Annotated in this window: 18 protein-coding genes and 1 riboswitch; of the genes, 8 read left to right on the top strand and 10 right to left on the bottom strand. The window is 58.6% G+C overall.

Annotated features, from left to right (window positions below):
* The 3 genes from ACYZTX_RS15380 to ACYZTX_RS15370 form a co-directional block, all read right to left on the bottom strand.
* The gene (locus ACYZTX_RS15380) at window positions 1-552 is read right to left on the bottom strand and encodes a chalcone isomerase family protein (RefSeq protein WP_462034776.1); all 552 of its coding nucleotides are present in this window, start codon (window positions 550-552) and stop codon (window positions 1-3) included.
* Window positions 553-728: 176 nt separating this feature from the next.
* Entirely contained in the window at window positions 729-1,535 is an 807-nt protein-coding gene (locus ACYZTX_RS15375) for a GGDEF domain-containing protein (protein ID WP_462034775.1), read from the bottom strand.
* 249 nt (window positions 1,536-1,784) lie between these two features.
* Window positions 1,785-2,381 carry a DJ-1/PfpI family protein gene (locus ACYZTX_RS15370; RefSeq protein WP_462034774.1) on the bottom strand — a complete coding sequence of 199 codons (597 nt, stop codon included), beginning with the start codon at window positions 2,379-2,381 and terminating at the stop codon, window positions 1,785-1,787.
* Window positions 2,382-2,795: 414 nt separating this feature from the next.
* Window positions 2,796-2,998: riboswitch (cobalamin riboswitch) on the top strand.
* Between the two features lie 140 nt (window positions 2,999-3,138).
* On the opposite strand from ACYZTX_RS15370, the gene ACYZTX_RS15365 reads away from it, so the two are divergent.
* The 3 genes from ACYZTX_RS15365 to ACYZTX_RS15355 are packed head-to-tail and all read left to right on the top strand — an operon-like array spanning window position 3,139 to window position 5,953.
* Window positions 3,139-4,152 carry an ABC transporter substrate-binding protein gene (locus ACYZTX_RS15365; RefSeq protein WP_462034773.1) on the top strand — a complete coding sequence of 338 codons (1,014 nt, stop codon included), beginning with the start codon at window positions 3,139-3,141 and terminating at the stop codon, window positions 4,150-4,152.
* The gene (locus ACYZTX_RS15360; protein WP_462034772.1) at window positions 4,149-5,165 is read left to right on the top strand and encodes a FecCD family ABC transporter permease; all 1,017 of its coding nucleotides are present in this window, start codon (window positions 4,149-4,151) and stop codon (window positions 5,163-5,165) included. The genes ACYZTX_RS15365 and ACYZTX_RS15360 overlap by 4 nt, the downstream gene beginning before the upstream one ends.
* The gene (locus ACYZTX_RS15355; protein WP_462034771.1) at window positions 5,162-5,953 is read left to right on the top strand and encodes an ABC transporter ATP-binding protein; all 792 of its coding nucleotides are present in this window, start codon (window positions 5,162-5,164) and stop codon (window positions 5,951-5,953) included. Before ACYZTX_RS15360 ends, ACYZTX_RS15355 begins: the two co-directional genes overlap by 4 nt.
* Before the next feature lie 103 nt (window positions 5,954-6,056).
* Here ACYZTX_RS15355 and ACYZTX_RS15350 read toward each other — a convergent pair whose 3' ends face one another.
* Window positions 6,057-7,196, bottom strand: coding sequence for a nickel/cobalt efflux transporter (locus ACYZTX_RS15350; RefSeq protein ID WP_462034770.1), 1,140 nt, complete (start codon window positions 7,194-7,196; stop codon window positions 6,057-6,059).
* Between the two features lie 8 nt (window positions 7,197-7,204).
* The gene (locus tag ACYZTX_RS15345) at window positions 7,205-7,480 is read right to left on the bottom strand and encodes a metal/formaldehyde-sensitive transcriptional repressor (RefSeq protein WP_462034769.1); all 276 of its coding nucleotides are present in this window, start codon (window positions 7,478-7,480) and stop codon (window positions 7,205-7,207) included.
* 220 nt (window positions 7,481-7,700) lie between these two features.
* On the opposite strand from ACYZTX_RS15345, the gene ACYZTX_RS15340 reads away from it, so the two are divergent.
* Genes ACYZTX_RS15340 through copD form a run of 4 tightly spaced genes read left to right on the top strand, consistent with a single transcriptional unit; the run spans window position 7,701 to window position 11,702 of the window.
* A complete protein-coding gene (locus tag ACYZTX_RS15340; RefSeq protein WP_462034768.1) occupies window positions 7,701-9,437 on the top strand; it encodes a copper resistance system multicopper oxidase in 1,737 nt (578 codons plus the stop codon).
* An 11-nt stretch (window positions 9,438-9,448) separates the two neighbouring features.
* Window positions 9,449-10,336: a copper resistance protein B gene (locus tag ACYZTX_RS15335; RefSeq protein ID WP_462034767.1), complete on the top strand. Its 888-nt coding sequence runs from the start codon at window positions 9,449-9,451 to the stop codon at window positions 10,334-10,336.
* A 55-nt stretch (window positions 10,337-10,391) separates the two neighbouring features.
* A complete protein-coding gene (gene copC / locus ACYZTX_RS15330; RefSeq protein WP_462034766.1) occupies window positions 10,392-10,763 on the top strand; it encodes a copper homeostasis periplasmic binding protein CopC in 372 nt (123 codons plus the stop codon).
* 3 nt (window positions 10,764-10,766) lie between these two features.
* Window positions 10,767-11,702: a copper homeostasis membrane protein CopD gene (gene copD / locus ACYZTX_RS15325; protein WP_462034765.1), complete on the top strand. Its 936-nt coding sequence runs from the start codon at window positions 10,767-10,769 to the stop codon at window positions 11,700-11,702.
* Window positions 11,703-11,857: 155 nt separating this feature from the next.
* Here the strand turns inward: copD and ACYZTX_RS15320 are convergent, their stop codons facing one another.
* The 5 genes from ACYZTX_RS15320 to ACYZTX_RS15300 all read right to left on the bottom strand — a co-directional run bounded on the left by ACYZTX_RS15320 (window position 11,858) and on the right by ACYZTX_RS15300 (window position 17,428).
* The gene (locus tag ACYZTX_RS15320) at window positions 11,858-13,759 is read right to left on the bottom strand and encodes a potassium transporter Kup (RefSeq protein ID WP_462034764.1); all 1,902 of its coding nucleotides are present in this window, start codon (window positions 13,757-13,759) and stop codon (window positions 11,858-11,860) included.
* Between the two features lie 255 nt (window positions 13,760-14,014).
* Entirely contained in the window at window positions 14,015-15,235 is a 1,221-nt protein-coding gene (gene arsJ, locus ACYZTX_RS15315) for an organoarsenical effux MFS transporter ArsJ (protein WP_462034763.1), read from the bottom strand.
* Between the two features lie 9 nt (window positions 15,236-15,244).
* A complete protein-coding gene (locus ACYZTX_RS15310; RefSeq protein ID WP_462034762.1) occupies window positions 15,245-16,249 on the bottom strand; it encodes an ArsJ-associated glyceraldehyde-3-phosphate dehydrogenase in 1,005 nt (334 codons plus the stop codon).
* Between the two features lie 10 nt (window positions 16,250-16,259).
* Window positions 16,260-16,973, bottom strand: coding sequence for an arsenical resistance protein ArsH (gene arsH, locus ACYZTX_RS15305; protein WP_462034761.1), 714 nt, complete (start codon window positions 16,971-16,973; stop codon window positions 16,260-16,262).
* A gap of 89 nt (window positions 16,974-17,062) precedes the next feature.
* Complete coding sequence (locus ACYZTX_RS15300; RefSeq protein ID WP_462034760.1) at window positions 17,063-17,428, bottom strand: metalloregulator ArsR/SmtB family transcription factor; 366 nt, start codon at window positions 17,426-17,428, stop codon at window positions 17,063-17,065.
* A 443-nt stretch (window positions 17,429-17,871) separates the two neighbouring features.
* Here ACYZTX_RS15300 and ACYZTX_RS15295 point away from each other — a divergent pair, with 443 nt between their 5' ends.
* The gene (locus tag ACYZTX_RS15295; protein ID WP_462037050.1) at window positions 17,872-26,541 is read left to right on the top strand and encodes a GH36-type glycosyl hydrolase domain-containing protein; all 8,670 of its coding nucleotides are present in this window, start codon (window positions 17,872-17,874) and stop codon (window positions 26,539-26,541) included.
* Window positions 26,542-26,593 lie beyond the last annotated feature (52 nt).

The following is a 26,593-nucleotide window of genomic DNA, read 5'->3' as shown; positions in this document are numbered from 1 at the left end:
TCAGGGTTTAGCTGCGCCCAACAATTGGGCGCGCAGCTCCGGGTCGCGTGTTCGGGGGTCAAGCCAGATGGAAAAAAAGGCTTTGGCGAACGCATCATCCCTCACCACATGCTGTAGGTTCTCGCCGACGTAAAAACGTGCGCCCTCTCCAGGCAAATAGACTCCAGTGATGCGGTCACCGGCGCGCACATCGACAAACGCCTGCTGCATCTCCCACTCCCAGCGGACCATCAGCTCTGAATTCAGGGAGTTGGGTGAAAGGCGACGGATTTCCTTGATGCTGGCCTCAACCAGATCATCGCGACTAATAGTGCGACTGTAGGTCAGCTCTAGCGCAAAGGGCACATCTGCACCCAGCGGTTCTCCGGCAATCAGGCGTGGGCTCCAGAGCTGCGCAGTGTAGATAGAGAAACCGAACACGCGCATCTCCCCGCTACCCATCCGACGAGCTTCGGGTAAAGCCTCGCGCCAATCAGCAAATAGTTCTGCACTCTGGAGCATCAGAACAAGACAGATAAGGTGGCGGATTAAGCGGTCCGTCTGCATAGCCATGCAAAGACCTCGTTAAGACTCAATAGACGCCTTTAAAAGTTATACCAAATTATTATTTTGTACAGCTAATACCTCAAAACCGGACCTCGAGTACGTTGGCCAGTTGTAGCAGCTGCCGAGCCTGCAAGGCTGCGTTCGGCTGCGCAGCAGTCGCAAAACCAGGCACTACGATCTATCTACTCATACACCGTCACCCGATTGCGCCCGGCATTCTTCGACGCAAACAGCGCATGGTCCGCCCAGGCGATCAGGTCGGCGTAGTTGATCGTGGGCTGGCTCAGGTCGGCCACCCCCAGGCTGATGGTGAAACGTATGCTCTGGCCGTTGTGCAGCACTTCCAGCCCTTCGACTGCCTTACGCAGACGCTCGGCGAAAACCCTTCCACCGGTCTTGTCGGTGTCCGAAAGCACCACGCCGAACTCTTCACCGCCATAACGCCCAGCCACATCGGTTTCGCGCACATGCTCGTGGATCAGCCTGGCGACTTCCTCGATGACCTTGTCGCCCGCCTGGTGACCATAGGTCTCGTTGACCCGCTTGAAGTGGTCGATATCCAACATCACCAGGCTGGTGGCATTGCCATAACGCTGGTGCCGAGCATAGGCGACTTTCAGGCTTTCTTCCCAATGACCGCGGTTGTATAAACCCGTCAGCCGATCGGTTCTGGAGAGTTGCTGCAATTGCGCATTGGCGGCCTGGAGCTGATGCCGGTTGGTGGCGACGTCGGTGACGTCATAGATCACCAGGCAAATATGGTTAATTTTGCCGTCGGTGGAGCGCAGCGGTAACAGCGTGGTGTTCTGGTACATGAACTCTTCCTGACCGGTGATCGGTTGGTAGTTCTTGAACCGCACCAGATACGGGCGCTGCTCCCAGATAGTGAACGCTGGCGTGCCCAGGGTAGCGACGCTTTCCACCTTGCGGCTGAACCATTGGCGGTCGATTTCGGGAAACAGACTTAAGAAATTCTGATTTTGTGTCAAAGTGCCCACCTTTGGGAAGCTTGTTGTAATGCACAAGTTTGGGATAGGCCTTCTGCGACCAACTTTTCGGCGCTTCATAGAGTTCATCAGGAAACACGCTGACCGCGACCGGAATGTTGACGCCCTTGACGGCGAAGAATGTCGACTTGTTCTCGTAATAAAGGGCTGACGGGCCCGACAGTGACACTCGTCGTCGATTTCGCTCAGTCGTAAACAATCAGACATCGGCCAAAGCGGTCATAGAGAGCTTTAAAGGTACGGCGAAATGTTTGCCATTGCGCGCGTCACGTAGATCTCCTTTTCTCCCACCGGCGCCACATAATGAATCGCACTGCGTGCAGCCTCGACGCCTTCCAGACGGGCGATGAACCAGGCGGCTAGATACTGCGACGACAGGCACCCTCCAGCCGTCGCGACGTTTCCCTTGGCCACGAAGGGCTGATTGAGCACTGCCACGCCGACCTCCTCGACCCACGGTTTGGTGGTCAGGTCCGTGCAGGCCGGAATGTCGTCCAGTAGGCCCAGTTTGGCAAGTATGAGCGTGCCCGAGCACTGAGCGCCCAGCAGCTGACGCGTCGAGTCGAATTTCAGGCGAGACATCAGCGTGGCGTCAGCGACGACGTCCCGGGTCTTTCTCCCACTACCCACAAGTACAGCGTCCGCACCGCATGCGTCCTCGAGCGACGTCTGCGACTCGATCAGCACGCCGTTCATCGACAGCACCTTATCCGTGGGACTGGCGATAGATACCCGCCAACCGGGCCGCTGGACCCGGTTGAGGATGCCCAGCGCGATCAGCGAGTCGAGTTCGTTGAAACCTTCGAAAGTCAGGATGGCGATGTGCATCAGGAGCCTCGTGCGAGTGGAGACGTTGTTGGCGTCATCGTAAAATCGACAATCAGTACATGCAAAAAATTGTCATGGATACATGACGACATGCCACAGCCCACAAGCTACTGATTCAGAAAGTTCACGTGCCCCCCCCACTGCCGCGAAAGTATTCGCGGCAGTGGGTGCTGATTGACAGGCAGAACAGCATCACACCCCGTTTGGATAGTTGATTAACGACTAAAGGTGAACCGCCAGGAAGGCTCGCAAAAATGGACGTTATTAAAATGGAGTCGTGTCGATTAATACCGATAAGTTGCCTGCACTGAAATTCCTTTCGCACTGTTTTCGTAGTTGGCACTGTATTCCGGTTGAAGACCGGAGTTGTTCTACTGCGATTCCCACCCAAAGCGGTCGGTGGTGATATTCGACATGATCGACTACCATGCCGGCCGCCGGTTTCCAAACGGGATTAATAGGGAATCCGAGATGCCTGACACGGCATCAAACGGAACTGCCCCCGCAACTGTAGGTGCTGAGCCTGCTCCTGAACTGCCACTGGGATCACTCCCGGGAAGGCTGGAGCCTGGCGACGACGCATCAGTCAGGAGACCTGCCGGCCAAGCAAATCACTAACCGGCGGGGTGTCCGGGAAGGACATCCTTGCGCCGAGCGTCACCTCAGTGATCGGCACTTCACTGCTTTAATGGCAGCGTTCGATGATGTGTTTCCAGTCCGTACCCCTGCTCTTGTACGGTCAAATGGAGATTGCGTCATGTTGCTGTCCCGCCCTGCCACCCTCGTCACTGCCCTGGGTCTGTCCACCCTCGCCCATGCGGCCCCGACCCACTACCCCCTGACTGTTGAGAACTGTGGCAGCACACTGACGTTTCAGCAGGCGCCGAGCCGTGCCGTGACCATTGGCCAGGCTGGCACTGAAATTCTCTACGCCATGGGCCTTGGCAACACGCTGGTCGGCACTTCGCTGTGGTTCAACGATGTGCTGGCCAAGTACAAGCCAGAGAACGACACGATCGAACGCCTGGCCGATAACGAACCGAGTTTCGAGGCGGTGATCGGCAAGCGTCCGCAGCTGGTAGCAGTGGAACTGGAGTGGATGGTTGGCCCGCAGGGCGTGGTCGGTACTCGCGAGCAGTTTCACGAACTGCAGATCCCGACCTACCTGATGCCCTCCGACTGCGAAGCCAAGGACAACCTGGTCGGTGCCGACGGCACACGTCTGGAGGCGTTCCGCATCGACAGCCTCTACAAAAGTATCAGCCAATTGGCTGAAATCTTTGACGTGCAGGAACGTGGCCAGCAGCTGAACGCCCACCTCAAAGCCAGCCTGGCCAAGTCCATTGCCACCGTACAGAACAAGGATCTTAAGCACACCAGTGCGCTGTTCTGGTTCTCCAGCGCCAGTCTGGATATCGACCCCTATGTCGCCGGGCACAAGGGCATTCCCGACTTCATGTTGAACACGTTGGGAGTGCGCAACGTGGTGGAGTCCGATGAAGAATGGCCCACCGTCGGCTGGGAAACCATCGCCAAGGCCAACCCGACCTTCCTGGTCATCGCACGCATGGATCGCCGTCGCTTCCCGGCTGACGACTATCAAAAGAAACTGCAATTCCTGCGCAGCGACCCGGTGACCCGCAACATGGACGCCGTGAAAAACAACCGCATCATCATCCTTGACGCCATGGCCATGCAGGCCAGCGTGAGAATGTTCGACGGTCTTGAAATCCTGTCATCAGCCATCAACGGCTACGACCTGCCGAAATGACCGGGACGTTGATTCGTACGCTGCTGGCATTTCTGACACTGCTGCTTGCCGTGATTGCCGGTGTGGCCATCGGTGAAACGAGCATCGAACCGAGCGTGGTGTTCCAGGTACTGGCCAACAAACTGTGGACTGCCGGTTATGTCCTCGACCCGATAGACGAAGGCATCGTCTGGAATTACCGCCTGACCCGCGCGCTGGTGGCAGCCGCCTGCGGTGCGGGCCTGGCCACCTGCGGGGTGATCTTGCAATCGCTGTTGCGCAACCCGCTGGCCGATCCTTATCTGCTCGGTATTTCCGCTGGCGCCTCGACGGGCGCGGTGCTGGTGGCATTGCTGGGCCTCGGCGGGGGGCTGATTTCGCTGTCGGTCGGGGCGTTTGCCGGTGCTGTTGCTGCCTTCGCCGTGGTTGTTTTACTGGCCCGTGCCAGCGGCTCACCTGGCGGTACCGGGCAGATCATCCTGGCGGGGATTGCCGGTTCGCAATTGTTCAATGCGCTCACGGCATTTCTGATCACCAAGTCGGCCAGTTCCGAACAGGCCCGCGGCATCATGTTCTGGTTGCTCGGCAACCTCAGCGGCGTGCGCTGGCCATCGGTGTGGCTGTCGGTGCCCGTGGCATTGACCGGTCTCGCGGTGTGCCTGTGGCACCGTCGGGCGCTGGATGCCTTCACTTTTGGCGCCGACTCAGCCGCCTCGCTCGGCATTCCGGTACGCCGAGTGCAATTTCTGTTGATCAGCTGCGCCGCACTGGTGACGGCAGTGATGGTGTCGATTGTCGGCTCCATCGGTTTCGTCGGACTGGTCATCCCCCATGCCGCGCGACTGCTGCTGGGCACCCGGCATGCGCGTCTGCTGCCGGCGAGTGCGCTGGGTGGTGCAGTGTTTCTGATCGCCGCCGATGTCCTCTCTCGAACGCTGATCAAAGGCCAGGTGATCCCGGTCGGCGTCATCACTGCACTGGTTGGTGCGCCGGTGTTCGCGTTGATCCTGATCGGTCGGAGGAATGCCCGATGAATGCAGCCTCGCCTGTTATCGACGAATCTGTACTACGTTGTTCCGCCCTCGGGTTTCATGTCCGCGACGCTGAGTTGCTGCACGACATCCACCTGGACATCCGTCGTGGTGAAACCCTGGGCCTCGTCGGGCCCAACGGTTCGGGAAAATCCACGCTGCTCAAACTGCTGGCCGGCGTGCGAATCCCCAGCCGGGGAGACATCCACCTCAACGGCCAGAGCCTCAAAACGCTGTCACGGCGAACCATCGCGCAAACCCTGGCGGTGGTTGAGCAACAGGCCGACACCCTGGATGCCATCAGTGTGTTTGATGCTGTAGCCCTGGGTCGAACGCCGTGGCTGTCGGCCTTGAGCCCGTGGTCGAGTAAGGACGATGCCATCGTCCTGCAAGCGCTGCGCGACGTCGATGCGGCGCACCTGAAAAACCGTACCTGGCACAGTCTGTCCGGCGGTGAACGTCAGCGTGTCCACATCGCTCGCGCCCTGGCCCAGCGCCCGCAGATTCTGTTGCTGGACGAACCGACCAATCACTTGGATATCCAGCATCAGCTCGCCATTCTAAAAGTTGTACAGGCACTGCCGGTGACGACATTGATTGCCCTGCATGACCTGAATCAAGCGCTGACCTGTGATCGATTGGCGGTACTGGAACGCGGCCGATTGGTCGCCCTCGGTAAGCCACTTGAGGTGCTGACCCCGCAACGCCTGCGGGACACGTTCGGCGTGCAGGCGCATTACCTGATCGACCCTTTCGACGGCGCGCAGATTCTGCGATTTCGCTCTGTTTGACTCGCTGACCAATCCCGAGCGGCGGAACTCGGGAAGGACGAACAGACGCACCACTTCCACGGCCTTTAATCCACGGTTCTGCCCAATGATTCAAAAAACCGACCTAGGCAGTACTCAAAGCAATCCAGCCATGAATCCCCACGTAAAGTCCGACACCGATGATAAGCACGCTGGACAGATAAGGTGCGCGACGCGCAACTGCGCCAAGCCAAGGCCAGCGATTGGAAGCTTGTTTAGCGCCAATGGCCGCCGCCGCACCGACGGATACCAACGTAAGCGCTAAACCAAGGCTGAAACACAGTACTAGCATGCCTCCCAAGGCGACTTCTTTGACTTGAAGGCAGAGCAGCAGAACGGTGATAGCCGCAGGGCAAGGAATCAGCCCCCCCGTCAAACCGAACATGACGATCTGGCCAGTGGTGACCTCACGATTGGTGAAGCGCTTACGGATATCGTTGGCATGGGCACGCTCATGCGCATCCTGATAACCGTCAATCGACAGTTCCAGGCCTTCCAACTCGGAGTGCTCGTGAGTGTGTCCGTGCTCCTGGTAATCCAGATCGTAATCATGGGAATGGCCTGCATGCACAAGACTCAAGCGAGCACTAAACTCATGAGGCTCAGGAATATCGGCGGTCGATTCCAGGAAACCTCCGCGCTCGACGAACGAGAACGCTTGAATGCTGCCATCTGAACGGGTAGTCGTCAGTCGAACCTGTGCCGCTGACCAGGCATGACCACTCAACACCTTCATGCGCCAGTGTGGTGGCATTCCCTGCTCGAAGATCGACATCTCGATCCGCCCGTGGCCCGTGTCAATGCGATGAGTCTCATCGTGATGAGCATGGTCATGTTCGCCATGATGGTGATCATCTCCTTGCTCGAACTTGAACATCTGTTCGCCGCGCCAGGTACGCCACAACATCCACACCGCAATCAGAATGATCAGCGCGGAGGACGCAAGCAGGAAGTAAGGCTCAGTAGTTTGAGCGTCCAGACCTTTGCCCAGATACATGCCACCGATGGCAACCAACCACACCACTGCGGTGTGCGAGACCGTTGCGGCCAAGCCCAGCAGCATCGCTTGTTTCACCGATCCACGAATGGCGACGATGAACGCTGCCATCATGGTCTTTGAATGGCCGGGCTCAAGCCCGTGCAACGCACCTAGCAGTATCGCGCTCGGGAAGTAGAGCCACGCGTGGGTGCCACCCTGTTGAAGCAGTTCTGCAAAATTTGGCATGACAGGATCTACTTCGAGTAACGACGGATGGCTTCGAGCAACTCTTCGACACCTTTAGCGCGCTCTTCATCGCTCAATTCAGGGTTCGCGACGTGAGCGTGCGCGTGTGCTTCTATAATTTCATCCATCAGACCATTCATTGCCCCGCGTGTGGCCGCGACAAGATGCAGCGTTTTGGCACAGTCAGCGTCCGACTCCAGCGCTCGCTCGATAGCCAAAACCTGACCGGCGATACGCCGAACACGCTTCAACAGGTCGTCTTTTTGCCCATGAACATGCGACATACCCTACCCCCCTATCCTATACTGATGCGCATGTTCACTCTGAAACCAGGCATTAGCAATGCCAGCATTCGAGTGGGTCACGGCCAAGGCTGCGGGTGAAGCTGACAAAACCGTAATCTTTGGCTCAGCCTTCTGAAAGGTTGCACCCATTACCCTCTTCATCGAACTTGGCAGTATCTCCTGTTTGCTCTGTCATCCGACTGACTGGGAACAAAGCGCCATGCAACCTGAAACATCAAGACGAACCTTTGTGAAGGGGCTCGCCGCCGCCGGGATTCTCGGCGGCCTCGGGCTATGGCGTACACCTGTCTGGGCGATCACCAGCCCCGGCGAGGCGAATGTCCTGGCCGGTACCGATTTCGACCTGTTCATCGGTGAAACCCCGGTCAACATCACCGGCAACCCGCGCACCGCGATGACCATCAATGGCGGCATACCCGGCCCCCTGCTGCGCTGGCGCGAAGGCGACACAGTCACGTTGCGGGTGAGGAACAAACTCAACGCTGACACTTCCATTCACTGGCACGGCATTCTGCTGCCGGCCAACATGGACGGCGTGCCGGGCCTGAGCTTTCACGGCATCGAACCGGGCGGGATGTACGTCTATCAATTCAAGGTTCGGCAGAACGGCACTTACTGGTACCACAGCCATTCAGGCTTACAGGAACAGTCCGGCGTTTACGGGCCGTTGGTGATCGATGCGAAGGAGCCGGAGCCTTTCCAGTACGACCGCGACTATGTGGTGATGCTGACCGACTGGACCGACGAAGACGCCGTCGACCTGATGAAGACGCTGAAAAAACAGTCGGACTACTACAACTACAACAAGCCCACCGTGGGTGATTTCATCCACGACGTGAGCGAGAAAGGTTGGGGGGCCACGGTTGCCGATCGAAAGATGTGGGCCGAAATGAAGATGAACCCCACGGACCTGGCCGACGTCAGCGGCGCAACTTACACCTACTTGATGAACGGCCAGGCGCCGAACTCGAACTGGACGGGTGTGTTCCGGCCGGGCGAGAAGTTGCGCCTGCGCTTCATCAATGGCTCCGCCATGACGTACTTCGACGTGCGTATTCCCGGGCTGAAAATGACGGTGGTCGCTGCGGATGGGCTGTACGTCAAACCGGTGAGTGTCGATGAGTTTCGCATTGCGGTGGCGGAGACCTTCGATGTGATTGTCGAGCCGACCGAAGCGGCTTACACCTTATTCGCCCAATCGATGGATCGCACTGGCTATGCCTGTGGCACGCTGGCGGTGAAGACGGGTGTGTCCGCGCCGATACCACCACTGGACCCGAGGCCTCTGGTGACCATGGATGACATGGGCATGGGCGGTATGGATCACGGCAGTATGGGCGGCGACATGGAGGGCATGGATCACAGCCAGATGACGGGTATGGATCACAGCGGCATGGCTGGAATGGGCGAAATGCAGTCCCATCCCGCGACGGAAAGCAACAATCCTCTGGTAGACATGCAGGCCATGACCACCTCACCCAAACTCGATGACCCTGGCCTCGGCCTGCGCAACAACGGCCGCCGCGTCCTGACCTATTCCGACCTGCGCAGCACCTTCGAAGACCCGGATGGCCGCGAGCCCAGTCGTACTGTCGAACTGCACCTCACTGGCCACATGGAAAAATTCGCCTGGTCGTTCAACGGCGTGAAATTCTCCGACGCCGAACCCCTGCGCCTCAAATATGGCGAGCGGATCCGGGTGGTGCTGGTCAACGACACGATGATGACCCACCCCATCCATCTGCACGGCATGTGGAGCGACCTCGAAGACGAGAACGGCGAGTTCATGGTGCGCAAACACACCATCGACATGCCGCCCGGTTCCCGACGCAGCTATCGCGTCACCGCCGATGCGCTCGGCCGTTGGGCCTATCACTGCCATCTCCTGTACCACATGGAAATGGGCATGTTCCGTGAAGTTCGCGTGGAAGAATGAGGCGCCTACCCATGACCAGACTCACTCCCCTCTCATTGGCACTCGTGACCGCGAGCCTGACGCTCTCTTCGGCGATGGCCGCCACCGACGACATGCAGAACATGGATCACAGCCAGATGCAGGGCATGGACCATAGTCAAATGCAAAGCATGGACGACGGCCAGATGCAGCCCGCCGCGCCGACCGAAAGCCGCACGCCGATCCCGCCGCTGACCGATGCCGACCGTGCCGCCGTGTTCGTCAGCCCGGACGGCCATAACGTGCATGACTCCGCGCTCAACTACCACTTCCTTGCTGACAAACTCGAATGGCAGGACGCCGATGATGGCAGCACCCTGGCCTGGGATTTCTCAGGCTGGATCGGGGGCGACATCGACCGCCTGTGGCTGCGCTCCGAAGGCGAACGCACCAACGGCAAGACCGAAGATGCGGAAGTCCAGGCCCTCTGGGGCCACGCCATCTCCCCGTGGTGGGACCTGGTGACCGGCGTTCGCCAGGATTTCAAACCCGGCGACCCGCAAACCTGGGCGGCATTCGGTGTACAAGGCATGGCGCTGTACAACTTCGAAACCGAAGCTACGGCGTTCATCGGCGAAGGCGGCCAAACCGCTGCACGACTGGAAGGCGACTACGACATCCTGCTGACCAACCGGCTGATTTTGCAGCCAACCGCCGAACTTAATTTCTACAGCAAGAACGACCCGCAACGAGGCATCGGTTCCGGCCTGTCCAACACCGAAGCGGGCCTGCGCCTGCGCTATGAAATCCGCCGGGAAATCGCGCCCTACATCGGCGTAACCTGGAACCGCACCTACGGCAAAACCGCCGATTACGCCAACGATGAAGGTGGAGATCGCAGCGAAGCACGCCTGGTCATTGGCGTTCGCCTGTGGTTCTAAACGCACTGACTCAACAACCAAAAAAACAACCGCTTAAAGCGGTAAGAGGCCTCGCATGCGCATTCTCAAAACCACCGCTGTTGCCATTGGGCTGCTCATGAGCACATTCGCTCAAGCGCACCCGAAACTGCTCTCCTCCACCCCGGCAGAAGGCGCGGACGGCGCGGCCCCCGGCAAGATCGAACTGCACTTTTCCGAAAACCTCATGACCCAGTTCTCCGGCGCGAAGCTGGTCATGACCGAAATGCCCGGCATGGCCCACTCCCCGATGCCCATGAAGGCCAAAGTCTCCGGCGGTAGCGACCCGAAAACCATGGTTATCACGCCGCTCTCACCGTTGCCCACTGGAAGCTATAAAGTCGAATGGCGCGCGGTGTCATCGGACACTCACCCGATCACCGGCAACGTTACCTTCAAAGTGAAGTGATGGATGAGCGATTCGGCCAGCATTGCCCTGCGGTTTGGCTTGTATGTGGATTTGATGCTGTTATTTGGGGTGGCGCTGTTTGGGCTCTACAGCCTCAAAGGGCAGGAACGGGTGTCGGGGGTGGTGTTACCGTTCCGGTTGATGCTGCTGGGGGCGGCGGCGCTGGGCGTACTGGTTTCTGTCGCCAGCATGGTGATGATGGCGAGCGCCATGAGTGGGGAGTCGGACTTCACCGAGCTGCGTCCGCATATTGAGATGATGGTATTTGAGACGGACGTAGGGTTGGCCTGGGTCGTGCGAATCATCGTGTTGGTTATTGGCGGTTTAGCGGTGATGCTCAACCAACGTGCGCCTGGCGTTAGCTTGTTGGTCGCAGCTATTGCCGGCGGTATCGCCCTAGCCAGTCTAGCCTGGAACGGTCATGGGGCGATGGATGAAGGCAGTCGTCGTTATTGGCATTTTGCGATGGACATTCTGCACCTACTGGCGGCGGGAGCCTGGCTCGGTGCATTAGTCGCTTTTGCCTGGATGGCAAAGCTTGACACGCTGCAAACCGAAAAGAGCATCAGATTGTTGGCCCGGGCCGTTACCCGATTTGAATCTGCGGGCGCATTGATCGTAGTCGTCATCACGGTCACAGGCGTCGTGAATTACCTGTTCATCGTGGGCCCAAAACTCGATGCCCTGCTTCTAAGCACCTATGGGACTTTGCTGATCATCAAAGTGCTGTTGTTTGCCGGGATGCTGGTACTGGCCGCATGGAACCGATTTCACCTTGGCCCGCTTTTGGAGCGGTCGTTGCGGGAGGGTGAATATCGAGTGGCGGTTAATGCGTTAAGGCGTAGCGTGTTGGTCGAATTATCGGCGGCGGTTTTGATTGTGGGGCTCGTGGCTTGGCTGGGAACGTTGAGTCCCGAAATGGAGATAGCATCCAAATAGCGCCGCCATCGTCATCATCGTTCTGTGGGGAGCCGCCCTACTCGCCCTATGGAGAGTATTCGCTTAATGTGTGTACTCCCCACGTCGGCCTCTCCGGAGATTACGACACTTGCCCGAGCAGAAAGCACTGAACAGCTATCTGACTTTGTTTGCCCTTACATCTCTACTTGGGTGCCCAGCTCAATAACCCTATTCAGTGGCAACTTGAAGTATTTCAGGTTGCTGTTGGCGTTCTTCAGCAGAAACGCGAAAAGACTCTCCCGCCAGCGTGCCATACCCATGCGCCTGGTGGGGATCACCGTCTCCCGACTGAGGAAATAGGTCGTGCGCATCGGGCTGAAATCCAGCTCATTCAAGTGACAGAGACTCAACGCTTGGGGTACGTCGGGCTCCTCGATAAAACCAAAGTGCAGACTGACCCGGAAGAACCCTTCGCCATAGGCTTCAACCTCAAACCGCCTGTCAGCACTCACGCGAGGACTGTCTTCGGACACCACGGTGAGCAGTACCACTTGCTCATGCAAAACCTGGTTATGCAGGAGATTGTGCAGTAGCGCATGCGGAACAGCATCTGCCCTGGCCGTCAGAAAAACCGCCGTGCCTTGTACGCGATGGGGAGGCTGCGTACGGAGGCTACTGATGAATAGTGGTAGTGGAAGCGCGCTCTCATCCAGCCGCTCAACAATAATCTTCCTGCCCCGTTTCCAGGTGCTCATCAAGATGAACAGGCCAATGCCGGCAATCACCGGGAACGCACCGCCTTGAAAAATTTTCGGCGCGTTGGCCGCGAAATACAGGCTGTCAACCAACAAAAAACCGAGAAGCATCGGTATGGCCAGCCAGCGCGGCGTTTTCCAAAGGAGCAGGACGACGGCCGAGGATAAAATTGTCGTGATCAACATGGTGCCCGTCACCGCGACGCCATAAGCGGCGGCCAAGGCACTGGATGACTCGAAACCAATCACCAGCAGCACGACACCGACCATCAACGCCCAGTTAACCGTGCCGATGTAGATCTGCCCCTGCTCCTGGCTGGAGGTATGCTGGATAAACATGCGAGGGACGTAACCCAGTTGAATGGCCTGGCGGGTCAGAGAGAAAGCCCCGGAGATCACTGCTTGAGAAGCGATGATAGTGGCCAGGGTAGAAAGCGCGACCATCGGCAGCAGGGCCCAGCTCGGCGCGAGTAGATAGAACGGATTGCGCACAGCCTCCGGGTTCTCCAGGATCAACGCACCTTGGCCAAAATAATTGAGTACCAGCCCCGGCAACACCAAAATGAACCATGCACGAGAAATCGGTTTGCGACCAAAGTGGCCCATGTCGGCATACAGTGCTTCAGCACCCGTCAATGCCAACACGACAGCGCCCAAAATCGCCACACCCATGCCCGGATGAACCACGAAGAACTGCACGGCCCAAGCAGGGTTAAGCGCTTGCAGCACTTCGGGACGCTGCAAAATACCGTAGATCCCAAGGGCACCCAGCACCACAAACCACAGCACCATGACCGGGCCAAACAGGATGCCGATTCGAGCCGTGCCATGTTTCTGTATCAAGAACAGCGCGACCAGCACGATCACTGACAAAGGCACAACCCAGTGCTCTATTCCATCAAACGCCAGCTGTAGTCCTTCAACCGCAGAGAGCACCGAAATAGCCGGGGTGATCATGCTGTCCCCGTAAAAAAGTGCCGCACCGAACAGACCGAGCAGAACCAGTACCTTGCTCATGTGCGGATAAGGTGCTGATGCGCGGCGGGCTAACGCCGTCAACGCCATGATGCCGCCCTCACCCTGGTTATTGGCACGCAGGATGAACAGCACGTATTTGATCGAGACTACCCAGATCAGTGACCAGAAGATCAACGACAGAATACCTAGTACTCCATCGTGATTTACCTGAACGCCGTAGTGGCCGGAAAATACTTCTTTCAGCGTGTAGAGGGGGCTGGTGCCAATGTCTCCGTAAACGACCCCGACAGCAGCGACGAGCAAGCCCACTCCTGAGGTTTTGGATGGGGAGTCTTCGTTTGCAAAGGTCGCTGTCTCACTCAAGGGGCGCTTCTCTCAATTAGCGGGGAGTCACTGCACGCCATCCTTGGGCAATACATTTTTCCAGGGCCATCGGAAAAGCAAGGCACATGGACGATCGAAAAAATCGCGGCCAGTATCGTTGCGGGCAAAAACACCTACCGTAAAGAAATCGTAAAAACATTACGGCAGGCTTACAACTGCCTCTAACACTGCCTGCCTCACATCAATTGCCTGACGGTTGATAGCGATTGGCTGCAAACTACTTTCAGTGTGGTTTCACATCGCCCTGGCATGCCTCGGCAACCCGATAGAAATCAGCGCTGCGAGCAGCACGAAGGCGCTCGATATCCATAAGCACGCCCCCAGCCCATGCACCTGATAAACCCAGCCGGAGAGCACCGTGCCGATCAGTCGCCCCATGGCATTCGACATGTAATAAAACCCCACATCCAATGACACGCCATCTTCCTTGGCGTAGGACACGATCAGGTAGCTGTGCAGCGAAGAGTTCACCGCGAACAGCGCACCAAAGACCATCAGTCCGCCGAGCAACACCGCCTGTTGCGACAGCCCGGTGTTTAGCCCGAGCGCAATGGCCGCTGGCAGACCCGCCAGAGCAAGTGCCCACAGAAATGCCGCACGACCATCCGGTACGTGCCCACGTTTCTTTCCGGTGATGTTGGGCGCAAAGGATTGCACGATGCCGTAGCCAATCACCCAGGCCGCAAGGAAGCCGCCGACCTTCCAGAAGTCCCAGCCGAAGACGCTGCTCAGGTACACCGGCAAGGCCACCACAAACCAGACGTCGCGGGCACCGAACAGAAACATCCGCGCCGCTGAGAGGATATTGATCGCCCGGCTCTTGGACAGGATGTCGCGAAACTTGGGCTTGGCTTTCGCTTTGCCCAGGTCCTTATTCAACAGAATCAAGCTGCTGATCCAGATCAGCGCCAGGACACCCGCCATGGCCAGCAAGGCACCTTTGAAGCCGATCAATGCCAGCAAGGCTCCGCCGAGAAAGAAGCCCACACCCTTGAGTGCGTTCTTCGAACCGGTGAGGATCGCCACCCACTGGTAGAGCTTGCCCTGCTGCCCATCCGGAACCAGAAGCTTGATGGAGCTTTTGGCACTCATCTTGTTCAAGTCTTTGGCAATTCCCGACAGAGCTTGAGCGCCCATCACCCACGGGATGGTCAGCCAGGCTACCGGAACGGTCAGCATCAGCAGCGCCGCGACCTGGATGCCCAGCCCGATGTTCATGGTTCGGTTCAGCCCCAGCCGGGCGCCGAGGTAGCCACCCACCAGGTTGGTGATCACGCCAAAGAGTTCGTAGAACAGAAACAACGCCGCGATTTGCAGTGGGCTGTAGCCCAACGCGTGAAAGTGCAGCACCACCAACATGCGCAAAGCGCCGTCGGTGAGGGTGAAGGCCCAATAGTTACCCGTCACGAGCAAGTACTGCCGCACTTGCGGAGCGAGGGCTGACAACGCTTTCATGACCGCTCCTTAGACTGCCAGACCGACCATTCTGGCCAGCTCGACCGTGCGATTGGCATAGCCCCATTCGTTGTCGTACCAGGCATAGAGTTTGACCTGAGTGCCGTTGATGACCATGGTCGACAGCGCATCGATAATCGATGAGCGAGGGTCGGTACGGTAGTCGATGGACACCAGTGGACGCTCCTCGAATCCGAGAATGTCTTTAAGCTCATTCTCGGAAGCGTCCTTGAGGAACTGGTTCACTTCTTCGACGGTCGTGGCGCGCTCGACCTCGAATACACAGTCAGTCAGCGAAGCGTTGGCCAGCGGCACGCGTACGGCGTGACCATTCAGGCGCCCACGCAGCTCCGGGAAGATTTCGGCAATGGCGGTGGCCGAGCCGGTACTGGTTGGAATCAGGCTCATGCCTGAAGCACGCGCACGGCGCAGATCCTTGTGCGGCTGATCGAGAATGCTTTGGGTGTTGGTCAGGTCGTGGATGGTGGTGATCGAACCGTGGCGAATGCCCAGCTTCTCGTGGATGACTTTCACCACTGGCGCCAGACAGTTGGTGGTGCACGAAGCGGCGGTGACGATGCGATGTTCAGCCGGTTTGAACAGCTGATGATTGACGCCCATGACGATATTCAGCGCGCCTTTTTCCTTCACCGGGGCGCTGACCACTACGCGCTTCACGCCTTGGTCGAGGTAAGCCTGAAGCACCGCGACGGTCTTCATCTTGCCGCTGGCTTCAATCACCAGATCGCAGCCCGACCAATCAGTGTCGGCAATCGCCTTGTTGGCCGTTACCTTGATTCGTTTGCCGTCGATGACGATGCTGTCGCCCTCGGAATCGGCCTGGTAGTTCCACCGACCATGCACCGAGTCGAAGTTCAGCAGGTGCGCATGAGTCGCCGCATCACCTGCTGGATCGTTGATCTGCACGAATTCGAACTCTGGCCAGCTCCAGGCTGCTCGCAGCGCGAGTCGACCGATCCGACCAAAACCATTGATGCCAACTTTGATAGTCATGTTTCCCCCTTCAAATGGAGCGCTGATTGACACGTTTCATGAGTTCATCCGCCGACTCTTTGCGTTCGGAATAACGATCGACCAGATAGTCCTGACGGTCGCGAAGCAGCAGCGTGAATTTCACCAACTCTTCCATCACATCAACGACACGGTCGTAGAACGGAGAAGGTTTCATCCGGCCGTTATCGTCGAATTCCATATAGGCCTTCGGTACGGAGGATTGATTGGGGATGGTGAACATGCGCATCCAACGTCCCAGCACTCGCAGCTGATTGACCACGTTGAACGACTGCGAGCCGCCGCACACCTGCATGACGGCGAGGGTTTTGCCCTGGGTCGGGCGTACCGCGCCCATCGCGAGAGGCACCCAATCGATCTGAGCCTTGAAGACCGCGCTCATGGAACCGTGACGTTCTGGAGAGCACCAGACCTGCCCTTCGGACCACAGCATCAGCTCGCGCAGTTCCTTCACACGGGGATGATCGTCGGGTGCGTCATCTGGCAGCGGTAAACCTGACGGATTGAAAATCCGCGCCTCGGCGCCGAAGTGCTCCAGCAGTCGAGCGGCCTCCTCTACCAGCAGGCGGCTGAAGGAGCGCTCACGGGTCGACCCGTACAGCAGCAAAATGCGCGGCTTGTGGATGGAGGTCTTCTCGATACCTAGTTTGTCTGCCGAGGGGACATCGGCCAGTTCTGCATCGAGTTGGGGGATAGCGTCAAACATAGTTTTTGTCCTGCGCAACGGCGCTCGTGGAGTCATCGAACCAGAGGCGTTTCAATCAGAGCGCAACACCGTCACGGTGTGCGACAAGGCTACAAGCTTGCACAGCAGGCAAGTGCCCGTTCAGGGCGGTCGCCCATTTCATCAAGACGTTTGGCGTCAGGGCTCAACCAATGCTTGTTGCTTTCGAGCACAGTGGTCAGCACTTGATGGACCCAATCCGGGAGATTCGGGTGCAGCCGGTAATACACCCATTGGCCTTGCCGACGGTCCGACAGCAAACCGCAACTGCGCAGCTGCGCCAGGTGTCTGGAGACTTTTGGCTGACTCTCGTTCAACGCGCAGGTCAGCTCGCAAACACATAGCTCTCCTTCACGGGTGATGAGCATCATCGTACGGACCCGAGTGTCGTCAGCCAGGCATTTGAAAACAGTGGTCGGTGTCAGATCGTCAGCCATATCGTTTCTCAGTGTTTGTTTTTGACCAAGATGAACATCTTGATGCGCTCATGAGCTTATATACGATTTACCGAATATATGTTTTTCCGCATATAAGGTAAAGGCTCAGCGGCAAATTAATCCTGACCTGCCGCAATTGACCATGATTTAGCTGAAACTACCCTCCAACGGGTGAAACCCCCCGTCCAGCCAGAAGCAGTCATTTTCCACTCGGGTCGGCATGCCCATCAATTCGCAAGTCAGGTGGACATTACATTCCGATCAGCGCTGACACAGCTATGCTCGCTAGCATACAGACATCAGCCAACTCCTTTGGCAGACTCGAGCCTGCCGTCGTTGTGTGCTGCAAAGTGCTCGTGACGCAGCCATCAGGTCTCGAGCTGCGTCGGGAGCCCTCCCACCCTCATCACTCCATTCGTCGAGGGCGTGTCATGCAAGGGAACATGGACAGTCATTGGACCCACGTCTTCTTCCGGTTCTGGCGTTTGCCTGCCATTTACTATCGCCAGTGGAGCGAATCACGTCGTAAGTTCGAGTACGAATCGCTGCTGCGCTCGGAGTTGTTCAGCGCCGAACAGATGGCCAGCCATGGAACCCTGCTTGCCCAACAGCACCGTATTAGTGGCCACTCGTCGAAAGACTCGATGCTGGCGCGCCTGGCCGACAACGAGGCGACGCTAGCCAGTAGCTGCAAGGCGCTCACTGCTGCACCGTTGTCCGCCCGGCGTGCAACCCCGGCAGCTGAATGGCTGCTGGACAACTATTATCTGGTCGAAGAACAAATCCGCACCACCAAGTCTCACCTCCCCCGAGGCTACAGCCGTGAGTTGCCGCAACTGGCCGATGGCCCGTCGGCCGGATTGCCACGGGTCTACGACATCGCTCTGGAGACCATTTCACATGGTGACGGCAGGGTCGATGAGGAGAGTCTGAGCCGTTTTGTAGTGTCCTATCAGACGATCACACCACTCACGATTGGGGAATTGTGGGCGATTCCAATCATGCTGCGGCTGGCTCTGATCGAGAATCTGCGGCGAGTAGCCTCGCGAGTCATGGCTAACTGGGATGACCGCAACCTGGCCAATGACTGGGCCGATCACTTGATCGAAACCGCCGAGCGCGATGCCAAAAGCGTGGTCCTGACGGTCGCTGACATGGCGCGCTCGGAGCCGCCGATGACCTCGTCATTCGTCGCTGAACTGGCGCGACGGTTACAAGGGCAAAGTGCCGCACTGATACTGCCATTGGCCTGGATCGAGCAGATGCTCAGCGAGTCAGGACTCAACATCGAACGCCTGGTGCAGGTGGATGCCCAGCAGCAAGCCGCTGATCAGGTGTCCATCAGCAACAGCATCGCCAGCCTGCGTCTGCTGTCGGCCATCGACTGGAAGGAGTTCGTCGAACACCTGAGCCACGTCGAGCATGTGTTACGCACAGACCCGGCAGGGATCTACGCGCGTATGGATTTCGCGACCCGAGATCACTATCGGCATGTGGTCGAACGCTTGGCCAAGAACTGTGACCAGGCTGAAAAAAGTGTTGCGCAAGCGGCCATCGCCCTGGCCGATGCCCGGATAAGGCCCCCGCCCGAGGGTGACGTGGCTGGACATGTGGGTTACTACCTGGTGGGCCCTGGACTCAATGAGCTCGAGCATCGAATCGCCGCCCGAGTGCCCTTCGGCGAGCAATGGCCCCGCCTGTTGCTTCGCGCACCGCTGACCTTCTACTTGGGTCTGGTGCTGGTCCTGTCAACGCTGTTCGCCTGGCCTTTCCTTGAGGCCGTTTATCGCGAAGCAAGGCCTGGATACGTGCTGGTATTGCTCGCGATACCTACGTTGCTGATGTCCAGCCGCCTGGCTATCGGGCTGGTCAATGGGCTGATCACTCTCACCATGCCCCCCAGCATTCTTCCCCGACTGGACTACAGCCAGGGTATCCCTCTGCAAGCGCGCACGTTGGTGGTCATTCCCACCCTGATAGCCCATTGCGCGGATGTCGAAGAGTTGGTCGAAGGCCTGGAAGTACGCTTCCTGGCCAATCGGGATGCCAATCTGCACTTCGCCCTGCTCACCGATTTCATGGATGCCCCGACCCAGGAGCTGGAGCAGGATGCAAGCCTGATGTTATTGGCGCGGCGGTTGATTGAAGGGTTAAATCAAAAATACCCCGATCCACACAATGACCGCTTTTTCCTGTTGCACCGACCAAGACGCTGGAACGAGGCCGAGCACACCTGGATGGGCTATGAACGCAAACGAGGCAAACTCGCCGAGCTCAATGCCCTGCTGCGAGGCCGGGGCCAGGAGTACTTTTCACTGATCGTCGGCAATATCCAGGCACTGACTGCCGTTCGTTACGTGATCTCCCTCGACACTGATACCCAATTACCGCGTGATGTAGCACAGCGATGCATCGGCGCGATGGAGCACCCGCTCAACCACCCCGTGTTCGACCCGCACAAGGGCCATATCAGCAGCGGTTATGCGATTTTGCAACCACGAGTGGGCATCAGCCTGCCGAGCACTGCACGCTCTTCCTATGCCCAGCTGTTCGGAAACGATGCAGGCGTCGATCCTTACACCCGCGCTGTTTCGGACGTCTATCAGGATCTTTTCCAGCAGGGTTCATTCATTGGCAAAGGCATCTACGCCGTGGATGCTTTCGAGCACGCCCTGGAAGGCTGTTTCCCGGAGAACCGCATCCTGAGCCACGACCTGATCGAGGGGTGTTATGCCCGCTCGGGGTTACTCAGCGACGTGCAATTGTTTGAAGAATACCCCGCCCGTTACAGCTCCGACGTCAAGCGCCGGCATCGCTGGATTCGCGGGGACTGGCAGTTGCTGCCTTGGGTCATGCCCTGGACACCCAAGGCAGGTGGAGGGCTAGAGCGCAATCGTCTTTGCGCCTTGGCGCGCTGGAAAATTTTTGACAATCTTCGGCGCAGTCTGGAGCCGAGCGCTTTCCTGATAATGTTGCTGTGGGGCTGGCTTGGAGCAATGGAGCCGCGTTCATGGACCTTCGCTGTGCTTATCCTGGTACTGATCCCACCGCTATCGAGCGCCTTGCAGGAGCTCATGAACAAAACCGTCGACGTTCCGATCGAGCAGCATTTGACCGCGGCCCTGGGCACCTCCAGCCGACACTTTTTGCGGGCGGTCCTTCCTCTGGTCTGGCTGCCGTTCGAAGCGTTATACAGCCTGGATGCAATTGGCCGTACGCTGTGGCGCATGCTGATCAGCAAGCGTCGTCTGTTGCAGTGGAACCCTTCACGGGAAGTGGAACGCAGCGACAGCAACACGCTATCCGAGCTGTACCGCACGATGTGGATAGCCCCATTGCTGACGACGGTCCTTTTTGTACTGTTACTGCCCACTCCGAGCGTGCTCGCCTTGGCCGGCCCCTTTTTGGTGCTGTGGCTGACGAGCCCGGCTGTCGCTTGGTGGCTCAGCCGGCCTTCCCCCCGGGCGAAGTTCAAACCTTCAACGCAGGAGCTGCGCTTCTTGCGCTCCCTGGCGCGCAAAACCTGGGCGTTCTTCGATCAATACGTTGGTCCGGCCGACAACTGGTTACCCCCTGACAACATCCAGGAGCAGCCCCACCTTGCCATTGCACACCGTACATCGCCGACCAATATGGGCATGGCGCTGCTGTCTCATCTGGCTGCGCACGATTTTGGCTATCTGAGTGGCGAGCGGCTGCTGGAGCGCCTCGATCAGTCCTTGTCCAGCATGGCTGGCCTTGAGAGCTACCGCCGGCACTTCTACAACTGGTATGACACCTTGACACTCAAGCCCTTGCCACCGCTCTACGTATCGACGGTAGATAGCGGGAATCTGGCAGGGCTGCTATTGACCTTGCGCCCAGGGCTGTTGGACCTGATTGATGCGCCACTGTTTGATCTGCGGGTGGTCAATGGGCTGATCGACACCCTGAATGTGCTGCAAGACACGCTGCTCACCGCGGGCCTGGACGACGCCGAGGTACGAACCCTGCAAGACGAAGCGCTCGTGGCGCAGGCGCGGATTGTTTCGAACCCTGACGACGCCCCCGAGACGCTCCTGACCTTGCTGGAGCGCATGAATGCACCCACTGCCCTCAGCGACTTGGCGACGGTCGGTGAGGCCGCTTTTTGGCTCAAGGCATTGTGCGCGCAATGTCAGGATCTGCAGGCCGAGTTGCTGCGCTTTAGACTTCCGCCCGCCATCGACAGGGCAGAGCCGCTGGCACTCAGCTGGCGCCAATTGGCGCAACTCGATGTCGCTCGCTGGTTGCCGGCTCAGCAGGCTCAAGTGACGTCCGTGCAGCGCCTGGCTGTGCAGCGCATTGCCTCGGTCACCCGCCTGGCCAATCTGGCCGACACGCTGGCGAACATGGACTTCTCCTTTCTCTATGATTCCCGGCGCAATCTTTTCGCTATTGGCTATAACGCCAGCGACCACAAGCTGGATACGGGTTATTACGACTTGCTGGCCTCGGAGGCGCGACTGACCAACTATGTGGTTATCGCTCAAGGCCAGTTACCTCAAGAAGGCTGGTTTAGCCTTGGAAGGCTGCTCACCAGCAGCGGCGGCATACCCGTGCTGCTGTCATGGACAGGCTCGATGTTCGAGTACCTGATGCCCATGCTGGTAATGCCCAACTACGAAGGTACCCTGCTCGACCAGACCTGCCGCGCAGCGGTCGCCTTGCAGATAGAGTACGGCAATCAGTTGGGCATTCCCTGGGGGGTTTCCGAGTCGGGTTACAACATTCAGGATGCTCACTTCAACTACCAGTATCGCGCATTCGGTGTCCCAGGCTTGGGTCTCAAGCGAGGCCTTGGCGAAGACACCGTTGTCGCCCCCTATGCCAGCGCCCTGGCGCTGATGGTGGCTCCCGAGGCCGCGTGTCGGAACCTGCAGCGACTTGCCGCGCTGGGCCTGGCCGGGCGTTATGGCCTGTATGAAGCCGTGGATTTCACCGAGGCGCGCTTGCAACGCGGGCAGCCTTGCGCAGTCGTCTATTCCTTTATGGCGCATCACCAGGGCATGAGCCTGCTGGCGCTGACTTTCCTGCTGCTTGACCGTCCAATGCAGCGACGTTTCGAATCCGACCCGCAATTCCAGGCGACCACCCTGTTGTTGCAGGAGCGTGTGCCGAAGACCGCCGCACAGTACCTGCATGCCGCAAGCGCGCCGGCTGCGGACCGGGCCTCACGAATACATGAAACCAAGCTTCGAGTCTTTTCCGATCCTGACCGCAAACGCCCTGCGGTGCAGTTGCTCTCCAACGGCCGCTACCATGTGATGGTCAGCAGTGCCGGCGCAGGTTACAGCCGCAGCAACGAGATAGCGGTCACCCGTTGGCAAGAGGACTTCACCTGCGACAACTGGGGTATGTTCTGTTACCTGCGCGATGTTGCAAGCGGCACGTTCTGGTCCGCCGCGCACCAACCGACGTTGCGCCATCCGGAAAGCTACGAAGCCATCTTCACTGATGCCCGTGCCGAATTCCGTGTACGCGAGCAAGACTTCGACACGCATACCGAAATCGTCGTATCACCGGAGGACGACATCGAGTTGCGCCGCTTGCATATCACCAACCGCGCGCAAACGCGCCGCAGTATTGAACTCACCAGCTATGCCGAGGTAGTGCTGGCTTCTGCCATCAGCGATGCGATGCACCCAGCCTTTAGCAATCTGTTCGTGCAGACCGAGCTGTTGCACCCGCTGCAGGCAATCATCTGCACGCGTCGTCCACGTTCCAGCCAGGAACCAGTGCCCTGGATGTGTCATTTGCTGGCAGCGCATGGTGTAGATGTCGATGCGCTCTCCTACGAGACCGACCGTGCGCGCTTTATCGGTCGTGGGCGCAGTGTCGTGGCCCCGGCGGCAATGGACGATGAGGTCGAACATTTATCAGGAACCGCCGGCCCGGTACTTGATCCGATTGTAGCGATACGTTGCCGCATCACCCTGGACCCCGGTCAGACGGCGATCATCGACCTGGTGACCGGCCTTGCCGACAGCCGTGACAACTGCTTGCACCTGATCGACAAGTACCGCGACCGTCATTTGGCCGATCGCGTCTTTGACTTGGCCTGGACCCATAGCCAGGTGCTGCTGCGCCAGCTCAACGCTTCATTGAGCGACGCGCGTCTGTTCGAGCAGATGGCCGCGTCGATCATCTACGCCAGCGCTGCATTACGGGCCGAGAGCAGCGTGCTGGTGGCCAACCGGCGTAACCAGTCCAGCCTCTGGGGCCAGGCAATATCGGGCGACTTACCCATCGTGCTGCTGCAGATCAGTGATCTGGCTAACATCGAGTTTGTGCAGCAGGTGGTCAAAGCTCATGCCTATTGGCGTCAGAAGGGCCTGTCGGTCGATCTGGTGATCTGGAACGAGGATCAGGCCGGCTATCGCCAGCAACTGCAAGACCTGATTATGGGCCTGGTGACCTCGGGCAGTGAAGCGAGCCTGGTCGACCGTCCTGGCGGGATTTTTGTGCGGCAGGCACAACAGTTGTCGGGCGAGGACCGGACACTGATGCTATCGGTGGCCCGCCTGGTCCTCAATGACGGCCACGGCAGCCTGGCCGACCAAGTCCATCGGCGCCGCGCGGACCCTCTGCTCCCCAGGCTCGAACCGAGTCTTATGCGAGTGGAGCAACCACCTGTGGTTTGTGCCGCACAAACCGACCCTGCCTTGTTATTGAGCAACCCCTTCGGTGGCTTCAGCCCGGACGGTAACGAATACGTAGTGACCCTGCGACCCGGCCAACCCACACCCGCGCCTTGGGTCAATGTGCTGGCCAATGCGCACTTCGGCACGGTGATTTCCGAAAGCGGCGCAGCTTACACCTGGAGCGAGAATGCTCACGAATATCGCCTCACCCCTTGGCATAACGACCCGATCTCTGACCCCAGCGGTGAGGCGTTGTACCTGCGCGACGAAGATACCGGCCACTTCTGGTCGCCGACCCCGCAACCCTGCCCAGGTAGTGGCCTTTACCGTACTCGCCATGGTTTCGGCTACAGCGTATTCGAGTATGAAGAGGACGGCATCCAAACAGAGTTGTGGGTCTATGTGGCGCTGGATGCACCGATCAAATTCTCGCGCCTGAAAATTCGCAATACCAGCGGCCGGCCGCGGCGCTTGTCGGCAACGTGCTATGTGGAGTGGGTACTGGGGGACCTGCGCAGCAAGTCGGCCATGCATGTGGTCACGGAGGTGGACCCCTTCAGTGGCGCGCTATTCGCGCGCAACGCCTTTTCGATCGAGTTCTCCGGGCGCGTCGCCTTTCTCGACACGGATTCGACGGGGCGCAGTTTTAGCGGTGATCGTGCCGAATTTATGGGTCGCAACGCAAACCTGAAAACTCCGGCAGCACTGACTCGTGCCCGACTGTCTGGACGCTGCGGTGGTGGTTTCGACCCGTGCGCAGCGATGCAGGTCGCACTGGAACTGGCGGACGGCGAAAGCCAGGACGTGGTGTTCCGTCTCGGGGCCGAGCAGGATGCCAAATCAGCCACCCACCTGGTGCAGAAATACCGCGGCGCCAAGGCCGCGGCGGGTGAACTGGACGCTGTGCGTATGCATTGGCGCACGACCTTGGGGGCCATACAAATTCAGACGCCCGATCCAGCCATCGATGTGTTGGTCAATGGCTGGCTGATGTATCAGGTCATCGCGTGCCGCTTCTGGGCCCGTAGCGGCTATTACCAATCCGGCGGGGCCATTGGCTTCCGTGATCAATTGCAGGACAGCATGGCAATGATCCATGCCGACCCGGCTGCCGCGCGCCGGCACCTGCTGCTCTGCGCCGCGCATCAGTACCCCGAAGGTGACGTCCAACACTGGTGGCATCCACCGTTAAGTCGGGGTGTGCGAACGGGCTGTTCCGACGACTTCCTCTGGCTGCCCCTGGCAACCAGCCGCTACGTGTCCATCACCGGTGATCGTAGTGTACTGAGAGAAGTGGTGGGTTATATCGAGGGACGCGCACTGAATGCTGGCGAAGATTCCTACTACGATCTGCCCGGCACTTCGCAACTCCAGGAAAGCCTCTACCAACATTGCGTGCGCGCCATTGAGCATGGCCTCAAGCGCGGAGTCCATGGGCTGCCGTTGATGGGGGGCGGAGACTGGAATGACGGAATGAATCGGGTCGGCGAGCAAGGCCTTGGTGAGAGCGTCTGGCTTGGCTTCTTCGGCTACGAGGTGCTGCTGCAATTCTCCAGTACTGCGCAGCTGGAAGGCGATATGGTCTTCGCCCAGCGTTGTACCGACCAGGCCGCAACCTTGCGTGTGAGCCTGGAGAATCAGGGTTGGGATGGCGCTTGGTACCGCCGCGCTTACTTCGACGACGGCCAGGTATTGGGCTCTGCGAATAACGAGGAATGTCGTATCGATTCGATAGCGCAAAGCTGGTCGGTGCTCAGCGGGGCTGCATCGCAGGTACGGTGCCGAACGGCCATGGATTCACTGGATCTGCACTTGGTCCGGCGCGATACCGGTGTGGTGTTATTACTGGACCCGCCGTTCGACAAGGGTGCACTGGATCCTGGTTACATCAAAGGCTACGTACCCGGCGTACGCGAAAACGGAGGCCAGTACACGCACGCTGCTGTCTGGGCAAGTATGGCCTTCGCCCGTCTCGGCGACAGCGACAAGGCGTGGGAGCTGCTGCGCATGATCAATCCCGTCAGCCGTCGCAGCGCTGCACAAATCGAAACGTACAAGGTTGAGCCTTACGTGATGGCCGCCGACGTCTACGGGGTTGTGCCCCACACAGGGCGCGGCGGATGGACCTGGTACACCGGATCGGCGGGCTGGATGTATCGACTGATCGTCGAATCACTACTGGGACTGACACGCTGCGCCAACTCGCTGCGCATTGAACCGGTGCTGCCAGCCGATTGGCCGGGTTTCACCCTCCACTATTGGTTCGGTGCAACCCTCTACCACATCGAGGTGCGCCAAAACGAAGACGCAACACCCACACTCAGCCTGGATGGCAAGCTACTCACCGATGCGACGTTAGGACTGCTGGACGATGGGATCGAACACCGCATTCTGGCGACTTGCCCGAAACCTGCGGCGGTGAATGAGGGGCGCATCACATCAACTTCTTAATGACAGATGTAACAGGGACTCTGAGCGATAGCGCAGTGAGAGCCCGTTTTGG

Source organism: Pseudomonas sp. MDT1-17, from assembly GCF_054898105.1.
Note: the sequence above shows the minus strand (reverse complement) of the source record. Positions and strands in the feature narration are given on the sequence as shown.